Annotated in this window: 14 protein-coding genes; 5 read left to right on the top strand and 9 right to left on the bottom strand. The window is 68.3% G+C overall.

Features of this window, described 5'->3' with window-relative positions; genetic code table 11:
- Positions 1 to 2 precede the first annotated feature (2 nt).
- The 7 genes from Sj15T_RS03340 to Sj15T_RS03310 all read right to left on the bottom strand — a co-directional run bounded on the left by Sj15T_RS03340 (position 3) and on the right by Sj15T_RS03310 (position 8,845).
- Positions 3 to 1,238, bottom strand: coding sequence for an XrtA/PEP-CTERM system-associated ATPase (locus tag Sj15T_RS03340; RefSeq protein WP_041385840.1), 1,236 nt, complete (start codon positions 1,236 to 1,238; stop codon positions 3 to 5).
- A 30-nt stretch (positions 1,239 to 1,268) separates the two neighbouring features.
- Positions 1,269 to 2,855, bottom strand: a complete 1,587-nt coding sequence (locus Sj15T_RS03335) for a hypothetical protein (RefSeq protein ID WP_013039871.1) — start codon at positions 2,853 to 2,855, stop codon at positions 1,269 to 1,271.
- On the bottom strand, positions 2,855 to 3,787 hold the full coding sequence (locus Sj15T_RS03330) for a P-loop NTPase (protein ID WP_013039870.1): 933 nt from the start codon (positions 3,785 to 3,787) through the stop codon (positions 2,855 to 2,857). The genes Sj15T_RS03335 and Sj15T_RS03330 overlap by 1 nt, the downstream gene beginning before the upstream one ends.
- A 13-nt stretch (positions 3,788 to 3,800) precedes the next feature.
- Entirely contained in the window at positions 3,801 to 5,312 is a 1,512-nt protein-coding gene (locus Sj15T_RS03325; RefSeq protein WP_013039869.1) for an XrtA system polysaccharide chain length determinant, read from the bottom strand.
- Between the two features lies 1 nt (position 5,313).
- Complete coding sequence (locus tag Sj15T_RS03320; RefSeq protein ID WP_007682845.1) at positions 5,314 to 5,958, bottom strand: XrtA/PEP-CTERM system exopolysaccharide export protein; 645 nt, start codon at positions 5,956 to 5,958, stop codon at positions 5,314 to 5,316.
- Positions 5,959 to 6,104: 146 nt separating this feature from the next.
- Positions 6,105 to 7,337, bottom strand: a complete 1,233-nt coding sequence (locus tag Sj15T_RS03315; protein WP_013039868.1) for a pyridoxal-dependent decarboxylase, exosortase A system-associated — start codon at positions 7,335 to 7,337, stop codon at positions 6,105 to 6,107.
- Positions 7,334 to 8,845, bottom strand: coding sequence for an acyl-CoA ligase (AMP-forming), exosortase A system-associated (locus Sj15T_RS03310; protein ID WP_041385838.1), 1,512 nt, complete (start codon positions 8,843 to 8,845; stop codon positions 7,334 to 7,336). The genes Sj15T_RS03315 and Sj15T_RS03310 overlap by 4 nt, the downstream gene beginning before the upstream one ends.
- An 88-nt stretch (positions 8,846 to 8,933) precedes the next feature.
- Between Sj15T_RS03310 and Sj15T_RS03305 the strand changes: the two genes are divergently transcribed.
- The gene (locus Sj15T_RS03305; RefSeq protein ID WP_013039866.1) at positions 8,934 to 9,941 is read left to right on the top strand and encodes a GNAT family N-acetyltransferase; all 1,008 of its coding nucleotides are present in this window, start codon (positions 8,934 to 8,936) and stop codon (positions 9,939 to 9,941) included.
- 28 nt (positions 9,942 to 9,969) lie between these two features.
- On the top strand, positions 9,970 to 10,260 hold the full coding sequence (locus Sj15T_RS03300; protein WP_013039865.1) for an acyl carrier protein: 291 nt from the start codon (positions 9,970 to 9,972) through the stop codon (positions 10,258 to 10,260).
- A gap of 30 nt (positions 10,261 to 10,290) precedes the next feature.
- Here the strand turns inward: Sj15T_RS03300 and Sj15T_RS03295 are convergent, their stop codons facing one another.
- Positions 10,291 to 10,941, bottom strand: a complete 651-nt coding sequence (locus Sj15T_RS03295; RefSeq protein ID WP_013039864.1) for an MOSC domain-containing protein — start codon at positions 10,939 to 10,941, stop codon at positions 10,291 to 10,293.
- A 57-nt stretch (positions 10,942 to 10,998) separates the two neighbouring features.
- On the bottom strand, positions 10,999 to 11,217 hold the full coding sequence (locus Sj15T_RS03290; protein ID WP_007682839.1) for a DUF2945 domain-containing protein: 219 nt from the start codon (positions 11,215 to 11,217) through the stop codon (positions 10,999 to 11,001).
- Between the two features lie 124 nt (positions 11,218 to 11,341).
- Between Sj15T_RS03290 and Sj15T_RS03285 the strand changes: the two genes are divergently transcribed.
- Genes Sj15T_RS03285 through Sj15T_RS03275 form a run of 3 tightly spaced genes read left to right on the top strand, consistent with a single transcriptional unit; the run spans position 11,342 to position 14,716 of the window.
- On the top strand, positions 11,342 to 12,520 hold the full coding sequence (locus tag Sj15T_RS03285; RefSeq protein WP_013039862.1) for a glycosyltransferase family 1 protein: 1,179 nt from the start codon (positions 11,342 to 11,344) through the stop codon (positions 12,518 to 12,520).
- Between the two features lie 28 nt (positions 12,521 to 12,548).
- A complete protein-coding gene (locus Sj15T_RS03280; protein WP_013039861.1) occupies positions 12,549 to 13,859 on the top strand; it encodes a replication-associated recombination protein A in 1,311 nt (436 codons plus the stop codon).
- Positions 13,856 to 14,716, top strand: a complete 861-nt coding sequence (locus Sj15T_RS03275) for a hypothetical protein (protein ID WP_007682833.1) — start codon at positions 13,856 to 13,858, stop codon at positions 14,714 to 14,716. The genes Sj15T_RS03280 and Sj15T_RS03275 overlap by 4 nt, the downstream gene beginning before the upstream one ends.
- Positions 14,717 to 14,718: the final 2 nt, after the last annotated feature.

Here is a 14,718-nt window from a genome sequence, read left to right as displayed (position 1 = left end):
GGTCAGGCGGCGGCGCTTTGCTGCGCCTCGCCCAGCTTTTCCTCGCGCTCGACCCATTCGACCAGCAGCGTCAGCACCCGGCGCAGCGCCGTGTCCTGCTCCGTGACGCGGAACTCCAGCGTGGAAAGCCGCTCCTCGACCAGGGTGAAGCAGTCCTTGAGCGCTTCGGGATCGACGCTCGGCGCGCTGCGGGCAAAGTCGTTCTCGGCCCGAAGCGTGTCGATCTCCGCCCGCAGGGAGGCGATCTCCTCCAGCAGGTCCGCGGCCGGATCGGGCCTGGCCGCCCTCAACGCCTCGACCTCGGCGCGCAGGGACGCAACCTCCTCCGAAACAGCCGGATCGGCCACAAGGGGTGCTGCGGCGGGCATGTCCGCCAGTTCCTCCGCATCGTCCAGCACGCTGGGCCCCATCGGTTCCGGCGTCACGTCGGCGTCCGCGCCCATGTCGCTCACCACGGCATAGACCACCTCGGCATCGATCACCGAAAGCCGGTCCAGCGCGCCCAACAGCAGCACGCGGCTCACCAGCACGTTGATCCGGCGCGGCACGCCGCCGGTCGCGGCATAGATGGCGGCGAAGGCCTCCGGCGTGAATTGCGGATCGCCCTGCCAGCCGACCAGCGACAGGCGATGCAGGATATAGGGTTCGACCTCCCGCCGCATCATCGGGTCCAGATGATGGGTGGCGATCACGCGCTGGCGAAGCTGCTCCAGTTCCGGCGACTTCAGCAGGTCGCGAAACTCCGGCTGGCCCAGCAGGAATATCTGCAACAGCGACTGCCCGCCCAACTGGAAGTTGGAGAGCATGCGCAGTTCCTCGATAGCGGAGATCGGCAGGTTCTGCGCCTCGTCCACGATCAGCAGCGACCGCTTGCCCGCCCGCGCCTGCGCGTGGAGCCAGCCCTCGATCTGCTTCAAGATCTGCGCCTTGGGGCTCCCGTCGACCGCCAGGCCGAAGCTCTGCGCGGCCAGGCGCAGCATGTCGTCGCCCTCGACCTGCGTGGACACGATCTTCACCGCCGTCAGCCGCGAAGGGTCGATGGTGTTCATGAGGTGCCCGACCAGCGTCGTCTTGCCCGCGCCGATGTCGCCGGTGATGACGATGAAGCCCTCCCCCTGCGCCAGGCCATAGCCCAGGTAGGACAGCGCCTTGCGGTGCGTCGCGCTCTCGAAATAGAAATGCGGGTCCGGCGTCAGCTGGAACGGGCGTCCCTGCAATCCGTAGAACTGATCGTACATGTCCATCTCTCCACCCGACCGGGCATTGGCTTAAAATGTGTAGCGAAGGCCCAACTGGCCCATGGCGTTGATGACGGCGTCCAGATCGTCCGCCTTGGCGCTGTCGAGGCCGACCGAAGCCGACGCCTGCAAATTGCGCGTGACCAGCCGGTAATAGCTGGCGAAGGCGCCCAGGTTCAGCACGTCCAGCCGGTTGCCGCTGGCGTCGAAATAATTGGCGTAGACCGCCGTATCGATGCTCGACCGGCTGTCGACGCGATAGGTGAGCGAGGCGTTGCCGTACCAGTTCTGGTCCCGCGAACCGCGCACCAGCACGGTCTCGCCCGAAGGCGTCACGAACTTGCGCTGCGAATAGCCGGCGCCGATGCCCATCCCCCATGGCCCGCGTTCGGCCGCGAACTGGGCCGCGACGCCGCGATAGCGGAAATTCACCCCCGTGACCCCGGCCAGCGCGTCGTTGAAGCACTGCCCGCCGCCGGTGGTGGAGAAGGCGCAGCCGGTGAAATCGCCAGTGAAGGGGTTGCGCACGATGTCGAGGTCGCTGCCCGAAAGCGCCGCCACGTCGGATGTGATGACCCGCCCGAAGCTGTCGATGCCGTCGAACACCACCAGCGCGAAGGACTTGTCGCGCCCCTGCCAGATGAAGCTGCCCGAATAGGTCATGCCGCCATAGCGTTCGCCCACCCGCGCGGTCAGCGAGGTGCGATGGGTCGGCCGCCACAGCACGCCGACATCCCAGATGATGTCGTCGAAATCGTAGATCAGCTGGCGCGGCGATCCTTCGTCGGTGACGTAGCGGCCGCTGGAGGAGATAACCGGCACGCCGTTGCCGTCCAGCAGGGGCGAACGCTGGCTGATCTCGATCTTCTCGTAACCCACGCCGCCGATCAGGGCGAGCGTCGGGGATACAGGCAGGGTGGCGTCGAGCCGCGCCCATTCGTCCTCGAACCGCTGGTCGAGCTGGCTCGCATCCTCCCGGCCATAGCCCGCGCTGGCGACGAGGCCCAGCGGCATCCACACGCCCGGCCCCACGCCCACCGATCCCATCAGGTCATGGGTGGTGGACTCGGCAAATCCGTTCCCCAGCGGCGCGCCGGGGAAGTCGACATTCACGTCATCCTCCAGCCGCGCATAGCCGAGGCGATAGGACAGGCCGATGTCCAGATCGCCCAGCCGCGTGACATAGGACGGCCCGACATAGCCGGCATAGACCTGGCTGCTATAGCCGTCGTTGCGCACCGACGCGCCCGACAGCCCGTCCGTCCGCACCCGCGCCGCAAGGCCGCCCGCGTTCAGCGTCAGCCCGCGCGCCAGGCCATATTGGCCGCTGACGATGCCGCTGATGACGTCCTGGTCGCTAAGGTCGCCGCCCCAGCCGAAGCTGTGCGCATATTGCAGGTCGGCGGAGGCCTCCAGCCGCCGCGTCTGGATGCTGGCGGTCACGCCCGCGATGACGTTGGTATAGGTCAGCACGTCGCCGCCGCCCTGGATCGGCGCGACCACGACCTGGTCGATGCCCAGATAGGGCGCGACGTCGACCTTGCGTTCCCCGTCCTGCGCAAGGGCGGGCGAGGCCAGGGCGACGGCCGCGAGAATAAGGGCGATGCGAGAGATCATCAGCCCGCATGCTCCCCGTCATGGCCCTGGGCATAATAGCCGCCGAAACGGCGCCCGCCGGTGGCGAAGTTCACGCCGTTGAGGAGCAGCTTCACCTTGGACGCGCCCTTGAGCAGCCCGGCCGCGTCGCGCAGCGCGCCTTCGGTCGTCCTGTCCGCCCGCACGACCAGCAGCGCGAGGGCGGCATGACCGGCCAGCACCGCCGCCGGAGACGCCGCCAGCAAGGGCGGCGAATCGAACAGGACGATGCGGTCGGGCCGCCCCTCGGTCAGCCGGTCCAGCAGCATTTCCGTCCGCGCGGAGGCGAGATATTCGGTGTCGTTGTTGCTCCGCTGCCCGGCCGGAAGGACGGAGAGCGAGGGAATGTCGGTGCGCAGCACGCAATCCTCTATGGCCACCGCCGGATCGGCCAGCGCGTCCATCAGGCCCGGCCCCGCCGTCAGGCCCAGCGCCTGCGGAATGCCGGGCTTGCCGAAATCGGCGTCGACCAGCAGGATTTCGCGATCCTTCTCCGCCGCCAGGCTGAGCGCCAGGTTGATCGCGCAGAAGCTCTTTCCCTCCCCGCTATGGGCGGAACAGACCAGCACCCGGTTGCCCCGCGCATTGCCCGCCAGTTCGGCCAGCAGGTCGCGCTTGAGCAACCGGAACTCCTCGCTCATCGCGGTGACGGGACCGTCGGGCAGCAGATAGCCCGCCTCGACCAGCGCGATGCGGTCGATCGGCTGCACCGGCCCCATCCAGTCCGGCGCGCGATGGGCGGGGACAGGCGTTTCGGCGGCGGCGGGCGCGGGTTGCGCGATCTCCACCACCGGCTCGCCCTCCGGCACCTCCACCGCCGGCGCGGCGCGCCCGCGCAGGGCCGCGCTGAAATCGTAGATTTCGGTCGCCCGCTCGATCAGCGATCCGCCGGAAAGGGACTTGTGCTTGTTCATCTCCGGTCCCTCCTCAGGCCAGCCCGCGCTGGACGAATTCGATGACGATCAGCAACAGGCACAGCGCCGCAAGGCCGCCGCTGGCGCCCGCAAACCACTTCATCCGCTGCCTTTCCGCCGCAAGTTGCGCCGCGTTGACGGTCTGGCTGATCGATCCGATCACGCAGGCGCCCAGCGCCTTTTCCAGCCGCGCCGCATTGGGGAAGCCGCCCTTCAGCTGCGCCGCGGCAAAGGCCGTGCCCACGCCCGCGCCCAGCCCCAGGACCAGCACGCCCAACAGCAGCAGCGGCCGGTTGGGCGCGGCCGGAGCGGTCGGCAGGCTAGGGGGATTGACGATGCGGAACTGGACCGATCCGGTCTCCGACTTCACGTCGCCGCGCAGGCGGATTTCCTCGCGGTCGGCCAGCATCTTGTCATATTGGGTCTTGAGCACCTGATAGTCGCGGTCCAGCCGTTCCTGCTCGGCGGCAAGACCCGGTTCGTCCGTCTGGCGGGATGCCATGGCGTTCAGGTCCGCCTGCAACTGCGCCTTGCGGGCGGAAAGCCCCTGCACCGTCGCGGCGCGTTCCGCCTGCATCGACCGGATCGAAAGATAGGCCGGGTTGGGCGTGCCCGCCCCGCCGCCGCCGCCCTGCCCGCGCAGCAGGTCCACCTGCCGCTGGGCCGCGATCACGTCCGGATGGCTGTTGGTGAAGCCCCGCGCCCGCATGGAGGCAAGGTCCGCCTGCGCCTGCGCCAGGGCAGAAGGAGCGCCCGAAGCGCCCACGCCCGGCAGCGTCTGCGGCGTGCCCGCCAATTGCCCGTTCATCGCCGCCAATGCGCTCTGCGCCTGCACAAGCTGCGATTCGATGCTGTTGATCTCCGACCGGGCGGCGTCCATGCGCTGGCCGATGGAGCCTGCGCCCGGCAGCATGCCCGCATAGCGCTGCTCGAATTCCACGCGGCGCTGTTCGGCGGCGGCAAGCTGCTTGCCCCGCGCCGCCAGTTGCTGGTCCAGGAAGGCAAGGCTCTGGCTCGTCTCCACCTTGTCGGAGGACAGGTTGGTTTCCTGGAATATGTCTACCAGCTTCTGCACGATCTGCTGCGAAATGCGCGCATTGGCGCCGTCCGACAGGCCCGAATTGGCCCATGTGGCGCTGATGTCGATCATGCTGGGGTCTAGCTGCGCCATGACGGTGATCGTCTCGCGCAGCTTGGTGATCTTCGCCGCCAGGTCGCGCGGCCCGTCGACCGTGCGGTTGAGGTCGGTCTCCTTCACCACCCGCTCCAGATTGGCGGTGCTGGCCAGGGTCTGGCGCAGGCGGTCCAGGTCCTGCTGCGCCTGGACCTGGGTGATGCCCACCTTGTCCTCCAGCAGCGACTGGGTGTTCACATAGACACGCGCCTTGGATTCATAGCTGTTGGGGATGAGCGCCACGCCCAGCCAGCCAGCCAGGCACACGCCCCAGGCCACGGCCAGCGCCAGCCAGCGGCGGAGCCAGAGGCCATGCAGGATGACCAGCAGTTCGTCGACCAGCGCCGCCATGTCAGAACATGCTTTCGGGAATGATGATGACGTCGCCGGGCGCCAGCATGACATTCGCCTTGCTGTCCCCGCGCTTCAGCAGGTCGCCGATGCGGACCTGATATTCCTGCTGCTTGCCGGTTTCCTTGTTGAAGCGGACCAGCTTCGCCCTGTTGCCCGCCGCATATTCGGAAAGGCCGCCGACGGAGATCATCGCGTCGAGCAGCGTCATATTGGCGCGATAGGGGATGGAGGCGGGCTTTTCGGTCGCGCCGACGATCCGCACCTGCTGGCTGAAGGTGCCGGAAAAATTGTTGACGATCACCGACACCAGCGGATTTTCGATATATTTGCCCAGCGCCACCTTCAGGTCGTCGGCCAGTTGCCGGGGCGTCTTGCCCACCGCCGGCATGTCGGAAATCAGCGGCGTGGTGATGCGCCCGTCGGGCCGCACCTGCACCTTCGCGCCCAGGTCGGGATTGCGCCAGACGAAGATGGTTAGGTCGTCGAGCGGGCCGATCACATATTCCTCGCCCGGCCCCTCCTGCGTCGAAACGAAGGACGCCGGCGGCAGGTTGGGCGCGCCCCCGCCCGAAGCGCAGCCCGAAAGAGCCAGAGCCGGCAGGGACACGCCGATCAACGCGCGGGAAAGTGACAGGAAACGCATAGATTCACCCCTTTTCGCGGCCGCGCCGACAACCGCCAAGGGGAGGCGCCGGCAACCGTCGAGCATTCAGCTTCGACGGCCTTCTTGCCCCCAAAGGGTAAAAATAGCGTTAGGAGTTAAGTTATTGGCAAATCAGTTGATTAAAATCAGCCGATCAGCAGTTCCCGAGGCGCCGGGTGACCCAGAAAGGCAGCCGGACTGGCCGAGGCGCCATAGGCCCCCGCCAGGAAGATCGCGACCAGGTCGCCCTCCTCCACCGGCGGCAGCGCGACCTTGTCGCCCAGCCTGTCGATGGGCGTGCAGAGGCAACCCACGACCGTCACGGCATCCTCCGCCGAGGCTTCTCCGAAGCGATTGGCGACGGCGATGGGATAGTTGCGGCGCACCACCGTGCCGAAATTGCCGCTCGCCGCGAGTTGATGGTGCAGCCCGCCGTCGACGACGACGAAGGTTTCGCCCTGGCTCTTCTTCACATCGACGATGCGGGTCAGGTAAACGCCCGCCTCCCCCACCAGCCAGCGGCCCAGTTCCATGGCGAAGGCGCTGTCCTGCAATATGTCCGCCCGCCGGTCGAGCATCCCGCCCAGCGCATCCCCGATGGGCCGGATGTCCAGCCGTTCGTCGCCGGGGAAATAGGGAATGCCGAAGCCGCCGCCCAGATTGACCAGCGGCGGCGCCGCCCCCACCGCTTCGGACAGGCGGGCGGCGAGATCGACCGTCGCCGCCTGCGTCTCGATCAGCGCCTGCGCCCCCAGCGCCTGGCTGCCGGCGAAGATATGCCAGCCGCGCCACTCGCCCCCGGCCTCGATCACCCGGCGCGCCAGCGCCGCCGCGCGCTCCGCGTCCACGCCGAAGGGCTTGGCGCCGCCGCCCATGCGCATGCCGGACCCTTTCAGGTCGAAATCCGGGTTCACCCGCACCGCCAGCTTCGGCGTCCTGCCGCGCCGCTCCGCGAGCGCGATGGCCCGCCGCGCCTCGCCCTCCGACTCCAGGTTGATCGTCGCGCCGCTGTCTATGGCGACGATCAGTTCATCGTCGCGCTTTCCCGGCCCGGCGAAGCTGATATGGGCAGCGTCCATCCCCGCCTCCAGCGCCCGCGCCAGTTCCCCGCCCGACGCCACGTCGAATCCGTCCACCAGCTTCGCCATCCGCTCCAGCAGGAGGGCATGGGGATTGGCCTTCACCGCATAATGGAGCGACAGCGCCGCGGGCATGGCGTCGCGAAAGGCCCGCGCCTGCCCCTCGACGATGCCCATGTCATAGACGAACAGCGGCGTGTCCCCGGCCTCCTCGACCAGGCTCGCCGCGCCGCAGCCGCCGATCAGCAACATGCCCTCCTCGCCCGCGAAGAAGGGCGGGATCGGTCCCATCGGCTTCATGCCGCAAATTCCTTCGCCAGCGCCACGCGGTCGATCTTGCCATTGGGATTGCGGGGAAATTCGGACAGCATGACGATCTCTCGCGGTTGCATGAAATTGGGAAGCTCCTGCCGAAGCCGCGCCTCCACCTGCGCCTTTAGCTCCGGCGAAGCGCCGCGCAACAACAACAGCACCGCCTGCCCCAGCCGATCGTCCCGGACGCCCAGCGCCACCGCTTCGCCAATCCCCTCCACCGCGACGGCGGCTTCCTCGACCTCCGTGGGGCTGATGCGGTTGCCGGCGGACTTGATCATGGCGTCGTCGCGTCCGACGAAATAAAGCAGTCCCCGCGCATCCCGGCGGACGGTGTCGCCCGACCACACCGCCATGCCGCCATAGCGGGAGGCCGCGGGCGCAGGCCTGAACCGCTCCGCCGTGCGCGCCGGATCGCGCCAATAGCCCTTGGCCACCAGCGGCCCGCAATGCACCAGTTCGCCCGCCTCGTCGTCGCCCGCCACCGAACCGTCCGGACGAACGACCAGTATCTCCGCATGGGGAATAGCCGATCCCATGCTGTCGGGATGGCTGTCCACCAGCGCGGGCGGCAGATAGGTGGAGCGGAACGCCTCCGTCAGCCCATACATGGGGTAGAGGTCCGCCCGCGCAAACAGCGCCCGCAACTTCGCCGCCAGCGGCCGGGTCAGCGCCCCTCCGCTGTTGGTGAGCCGCCTGAGCTTCGCCGCCACGTCGGCGGGCCAGTCCAGCTCGGTCAACTGCACCCAGAGCGGCGGCACCCCCGCCAGGGTGGTGATGTCCCACCGATCCACCGCCTTCACCACGTCGCGCGGCGTCAGATAGTCGAGCGGACAGGCGCATCCCCCCGAGAACCAGGTCGAAAACAATTGGTTCTGCCCATAATCGAAGCTGAAGGGGAGCAGGCAAAGCGTCCGGTCCTTCGCCGCCAGCTTCAGATATTCCGCCACCGATACAGCGCCCAGCCAGAGATTGGCGTGGCTCAGCATCACGCCCTTGGGCCGCCCGGTCGATCCGCTGGTGTAGAGGATCGCGGCCAGTTCGTCAGGCGCGGCATGGGACGGCGCCAGCGCCTCCCCGCCGCTCATCGCGCAGGCCGCATCGTCCTCCCGGTGCAGGTCGCATCGTTCCGGCACGTCGCCCGGCGCCAGCGTCGCCAGGCGGCTGGCCGTCCCGATCAGCAGCGACGCGCCGCTGTCCGCCAATATATGCGCGACCTGCGCATGCTTGAGCAGCGGGTTGACCGGCACATGGACCAGCCCGGCGCGGGGCGCGGCGAGCGGCATCAGCGCAGCGACCGGGCCCTTGGCGACCCAGCTTGCGACTCGCGCCCCCTTTTCCAGCCCGAATCCGGCCAGCCATGCCGCCAGCCGCCCCAATGTCGCTTCCAGTTCGGCATAGCTTTGCGTGCCCGACCGCCCGTCCAGCGCGGGCCGTTCCGGGTCGCCGCGCAGCAGCAGATGGTCGATCGGCCGCACCTGCGCGCCATCGATCATGGGGGCCGCCCTGGGCGCGGGGGAATCGCTTAACTCCATCTCCAGACTTTTTTCCTAAAGGCGATGCTGTCGACGGGGAGATAATGGTTTGCTGGTCGCAAGGGAATATCGCAGCGTCGCAGATGCGCGCCAGGCCCTGGGCCCGGCGCTCGACCGCGCCTGCACGCCGTCGCTGTTCGACCGCATCGACTGGTTCGAATCGCTCCACGCGCACTGCTTTCCCGCGACGGACGTCCGCATATTCCAGGCGCTGGAGGGGGAATGCCAGGCATGGCTTTTCCTGCTCTCGCCCGGCGCGGGACGGCTCAGCGCGCTCGCCAACTGGTACAGCTTCCACTGGGCGCCGATCTTCCTCGGCCCTCCCGACCAGGCCGTGCGCCGCCGCCTGGTCGAAGTCATCGCCCAATCCCTGTTGAACGACAGCGCCCAGATCGACCTCTATCCCGTCACCGGCGCGTCGGACATGCTGCTCGACGCCTTTCGCCGCGCCGGCTGGTTCAGCGTCCGGCGGCCGATGGGCGGGCGGCACATATTGCACCTCAATGGCCGGACCTTCGCGGATTATTGGGCGCAGCGGCCCGGCCGCCTGCGCACGCTGATCGCGCGCAAGAAGCGCGCGAGCCGCTTCACCCTCAGCATCGCGGACCGGCTGACCGACGCGCTGTGGCGCGACTATGCCGCCGTGCAGGCGCGAAGCTGGAAGAAGCCGGAGGCCGATCTGCGCTTTCTTCATGCGTTGGCCCGGCGGGAAAGCGCCGCCGGCACGCTGCGCCTGGGCTTTGCGCGGCTGGAGGACCAGCCGGTGGCGACCCAGCTATGGACGGTGGAGAACGGCGTCGCCCTGATCCACAAGCTGGCCCATGACCAGGGGTTCGACGGCGCCTCCCCCGGCAGCCTGCTCAGCCATGCGATGTTCGCCCACGCCATCGATCGGGATCATGTCGCGACGATCGACTATGGAACCGGCGACAACGGCTACAAGACCGACTGGATGGAGGAGCGGGAAACGCTCCACCGGCTCGATTTCTTCAATCCCAGAAGGGCGTCGATATGGCTCCCGGCTGCGCGCGCCGCCATTTCCGCGCTTGTAGGTTAGCGGCGGAACGACTAGGTAGGCGCCCATCATGCGGGCGGACAATGCACAGCCGGTCGACCGGACCATGGATATCGAAACGATGATGCGCGCCCTGCTGCGCGACGTGCTGGCCCTGTCGCAGGACCGGGTGGACGCCTTCGATGCCGACACGCCGCTGTTCGGCGCTCTGCCCGAACTGGATTCCATGGCCGTCGCGGGCCTGCTCACCGAGATGGAGGACCGCTTCGGCATCCTGATCGAGGACGAGGATATAGACGGCGACACGTTCGAAACCTTCGGATCGCTCGTCGCCTTTGCGCGGGGGAAGACCGGGGGCTGATTCCGGCCGCCGCGCCGCGCCCTTCCGCCGTCAGGCCAGTTTCCGCGCCCGCTCCCGCCATGCCTCGGCCAGCACCGGCATGTCCGCCAGCGCCCGCACGGCGTCCGGATCGCCCTTGTGCCCGCCCCCGATCAACAGCCGGAACACCCGCGCAATCGGCCATTGGGGCAAGGGCCGCTCCAGCAATTCCATCTGCGTCCCGGCTTCCGCCTCCCCCTCCCGAAGGACGCGGAAATAGATGCCGCATCGCGCCGTCCTGACGATGGTCGCCATCACGTCGCGCGCGCCGAAACGATGGTCGATCTTCCAGCAGGGCTGCCGTCCATGGCTCACCTCCACCACCGCGCCGCCCAGCGCGAAGCGGTCGCCAAGGCAGATGTCCTCCTCCGTCATCCCGCGAGACGCGATATTCTCGCCAAAGGCGCCCGGCTTCGCCAGCAGGGGATGGCCCGGCTTGCGCTCGCGCCACCAGCCATAATGGTCCTGCGGGTAGAGGTGGATCGCCTTGTCCCAGCCGCCGTGATGCACGCTGTCGGCCACGCCGTCGCCTTCCAGGCCCAGCCAGCCGATCCGCACCGCGCCCGACACCGGCCGCTTCGCGATCGCGCTATGCTCGCCGTCGCGAAAGGGGACGGGCATGCCGGTCAGCAAGGCGTCGACGGTCATGGAGCAAGCGGCCATGCCCTTCCTTGCCACGGAAGCCATGGCCGGGAAAAGGCCGCTCGGCGGGAAAAGGACTCAGGCCGGCGAAAGCTCCGAACCCAGCTTCAGCACTTCGCATCCGCTATCGGCGGCCACCAGATAGGCGGGATCGCGGCTGGAACCGTTGCGCCTGACGACCGCGCCCTCGATGCGGCGCTCCACCTGCCGCTCGAACCGTTCCGATATTCTCCCGCGGCCGACGCCCTGCCCCCGGTTCCACTTGACCCTCGCTCCTTTGCGAAAGCTCCCGGTCATCACGCATCCTCTTCCTTTGGGAAACAACCGCGCCGGCCGGCCGTCATTGCCGCCGCCATGCAAAAATCCCGAACGGCGTCCCGGTTCCCTTGGGTTTTGCGCTTGCCTGCGTTAAGGGCGGCGGATGGATGTCACGGGGCTTCGCGTCGCACTCTTCAGCGGCAATTACAATTATGTGCGCGATGGCGCGAACCAGGCGCTCAACCGCTTCGTCGCCTATCTGCTGCGGCAGGGGGCGGCGGTGCGCGTCTATTCGCCCACCACGGACAGCCCGGCCTTCGAACCGGCGGGCGACCTGGTCAGCGCGCCTTCAGTGCCGGTGCCGGGCCGGCGCGAATATCGGATTCCCTACCGCATGTCGGGCGCGGTGCGCCGCGACCTGAGGGCCTTTCGCCCCAACCTCGTCCACGTTTCCAGCCCCGATCCGCTGGGCCATCGCGCCGTCGCCTGGGCACGCCGCCACGGCCTGCCGGCGGTCGCATCCGTCCACACGCGCTTCGAAACATACCCGCGCTATTACGGCCTCGCCTTTCTGGAGCCGGTGATCGAATCGCTGCTCCGCCGCTTCTACCGCCGCTGCGACGCCATCGTCGCGCCGTCCGAATCGATGGCGCAGCTCCTGCGCGAACAGCGGATGAGCTATGATGTGGGCATCTGGACGCGGGGCATAGACCGGGACATCTTCCATCCGGGCCGCCGCGACATGGCCTGGCGCCGGTCGCTCGGCATCGCGGACGACGATCCGGTGATCGGCTTCATCGGCCGGCTGGTGATGGAAAAGGGCCTCGACGTCTTTTCCGACACGATCGATCATCTGGCGGCGAAGAATGTGCGGCACAAGGTGCTGATCGTCGGCGAAGGCCCGGCGCGGCAATGGTTCGCGAACCGCCTGCCCAACGCGGTCTTCACCGGATTTCAGAAGGGCGCGGACCTTGGCCGGGCCGTCGCGGGCATGGACATGCTGTTCAACCCCAGCGTCACGGAAACCTTCGGCAACGTCACGCTGGAGGCGATGGCATGCGGCCTGCCCACCGTCGCCGCCCGCGCCACCGGCAGCGAGAGCCTGGTCGCCGACGGCGTCACCGGCCGCCTGATCCGCCCCGGAGCGATCACCGCCTTCGCCGACGCGCTGGCCGCCTATTGCACCGATCCCGCCGCCCGCGCCGCCGCCGGGGCAGCCTCCATGGGGCAAGCGGAACGCTATGGCTGGGACCAGGTGAACCAGGCGCTGGTCGACACCTATATCCGCATCATCCGCCAACGCGAACATGGCGCGCTGGTGCGGTCCAGCCCTGTTCCCTGAAAGCCAAAGCCTTCCTATATCCGGGACAATGGCCGATCTTTTCGCTCCTGACGACATCCCCCCTGTCCCAGCCGACGCGCCGCTGGCCGACAGGCTGCGCCCGCGCGCGCTGGCGGAGGTCGTCGGCCAGGACCATCTGACCGGGCCGGAGGGGGCGATCGGCCGCATGGTCGCCGCCGGCCGCCTCTCCTCGATCATCCTCTGGGGTCCGCCGGGCACGGGCAAGACCACCATCTCCCGCCTGCTGGCCGACGCGGTGGGCATGCGTTTCGAACCGATCTCCGCCGTCTTCTCCGGCGTGGCCGACCTCAAGAAGGTCTTTGCCGCCGCGAAGGACCATGCCCGGCGGGGCGAGAAGACCCTGCTGTTCGTGGATGAGATCCACCGCTTCAACCGGGCGCAGCAGGACGGCTTCCTCCCCTTCGTGGAGGACGGCACCGTCACGCTGGTGGGCGCGACCACGGAAAATCCCAGCTTCGAACTCAACGCCGCGCTCCTCTCCCGCGCGCAGGTGCTGATCCTGCGCCGGCTGGACGCGAGCGCGCTGGAACAGTTGCTCGACCGCGCCGAAGCGCTGACCGGCCGCCCCCTGCCGCTCGACGCCGCCGCCCGCGAAGCCCTGCTCGCCAGCGCCGACGGCGACGGACGCTTCCTGCTGAACCAGGTCGAAACGCTATATTCCATCGACCTCCCGCAGCCGCTCGATCCGGCGGGCCTTTCCGCCCTGCTCCACCGCCGCGTCGCGGTCTACGACAAGGACCGGGAGGGGCATTACAACCTCATCTCCGCGCTGCACAAAAGCCTGCGCGGTTCCGACCCGCAGGCCGCGCTCTATTATCTCGCCCGCATGCTCACCGCGGGGGAGGAGCCGCTCTACGTCCTGCGCCGCCTGGTCCGCTTCGCCGCGGAGGACATCGGCCTCGCCGACCCGCAGGCGCTGGTCCAATGCCTCGCCGCCAAGGACAGCTATGAATTTCTCGGCTCCCCCGAAGGCGAACTCGCCATCGTCCAGGCCTGCCTCTATTGCGCCACCGCGCCCAAATCCAACGCCGCCTACAGCGCCATGAAATCCGCCTGGAGGTCCGCCCGCGAGACCGGATCGCTGATGCCGCCGCAAAATATCCTGAACGCCCCGACCAGGCTCATGAAAAGCATCGGCTACGGCAAGGGCTATCAGTACGACCATGACGCGCAGGACGGCTTTTCCGGCGACAATTACTGGCCCGAAGAGATGCAGCCCCAGAGCTTCTACGCCCCCACCGAACGCGGCTTCGAAGCGCGCATCGCCGAACGCATGGCCTATTGGGAGCGCCTGAGGGCCGAACGCCGCCCGAAATGACGCCCCGCTTCGTCCGCTACGCCGTCATCGACTGGTCCGGCGCAAAGGGTTCGCGTCACAAGGGCATAGCCGTCGCCCTGTGCGAGGCCGGCGATGCGGCGCCCCGGCTCCAGCATCCGGACGGCGGCGGCCTCTGGTCGCGCAGCGCCGTCGCGGACTGGCTTGTCCACGCGGCGGCCGAAGCCCCGACGCTGTTCGGCTTCGATTTCAGCTTCGCCCCGCCCTATGTCGCGCGCCAGGGCTATCTGCCCGGCGACGAGGTGCCCGTCACCGGCCCCGCCTTCTGGGCCTATGTCGAGAGCATCTGCGCGGACGAAGACCTGGGCGCGGCCAGCCTGCTGGAACGCACCCACCGCCGGCATTTCTATTTCGGCAAGGCCGACGGCATCAAGGCGGACTATATGCACAACCGCGCCTGCGAGGCGCACTACAACGCGCAAGGCGGCGGCAAGCCCTCCACCGTCTATGACGCCATCGGCGCGGCGCAGGTCGCCAAGGCCAGCTTTTCAGGGATGCGCCTGCTCCACCGCGTCCATCCCCATGTCCCCATCTGGCCCTTCGACCCGCCGCCCGAAAGCGGCTCGCTGATCGTGGAAATCTATACCAGCATCGCCGCCCGCGCCGCCGGACGCCCCAGGGGCAGGGCGAAGATGCGCGACCTGCCTGCGCTGAACGACGCCCTCCTTGCCGTCGAATCGCAACCGCATGAGGGCCTTCCCCCCGACGATCACGGCGCCGACGCGATCCTGACCGCCGCCTGGCTGCGCCGCATGGCCCCGCGCCCCGGCCTGTGGAACCCGGCGCCGCTCGATCGGAAAATCGCCGCAACAGAGGGCTGGACGTTCGGCATCATCTGATA

Origin of the sequence: Sphingobium sp. TA15, assembly GCF_037101235.1 — a bacterium.
GTDB classification, from domain to species: Bacteria; Pseudomonadota; Alphaproteobacteria; order Sphingomonadales; family Sphingomonadaceae; genus Sphingobium; species Sphingobium indicum.
This window is presented reverse-complemented; position numbering and strand designations above follow the sequence as displayed.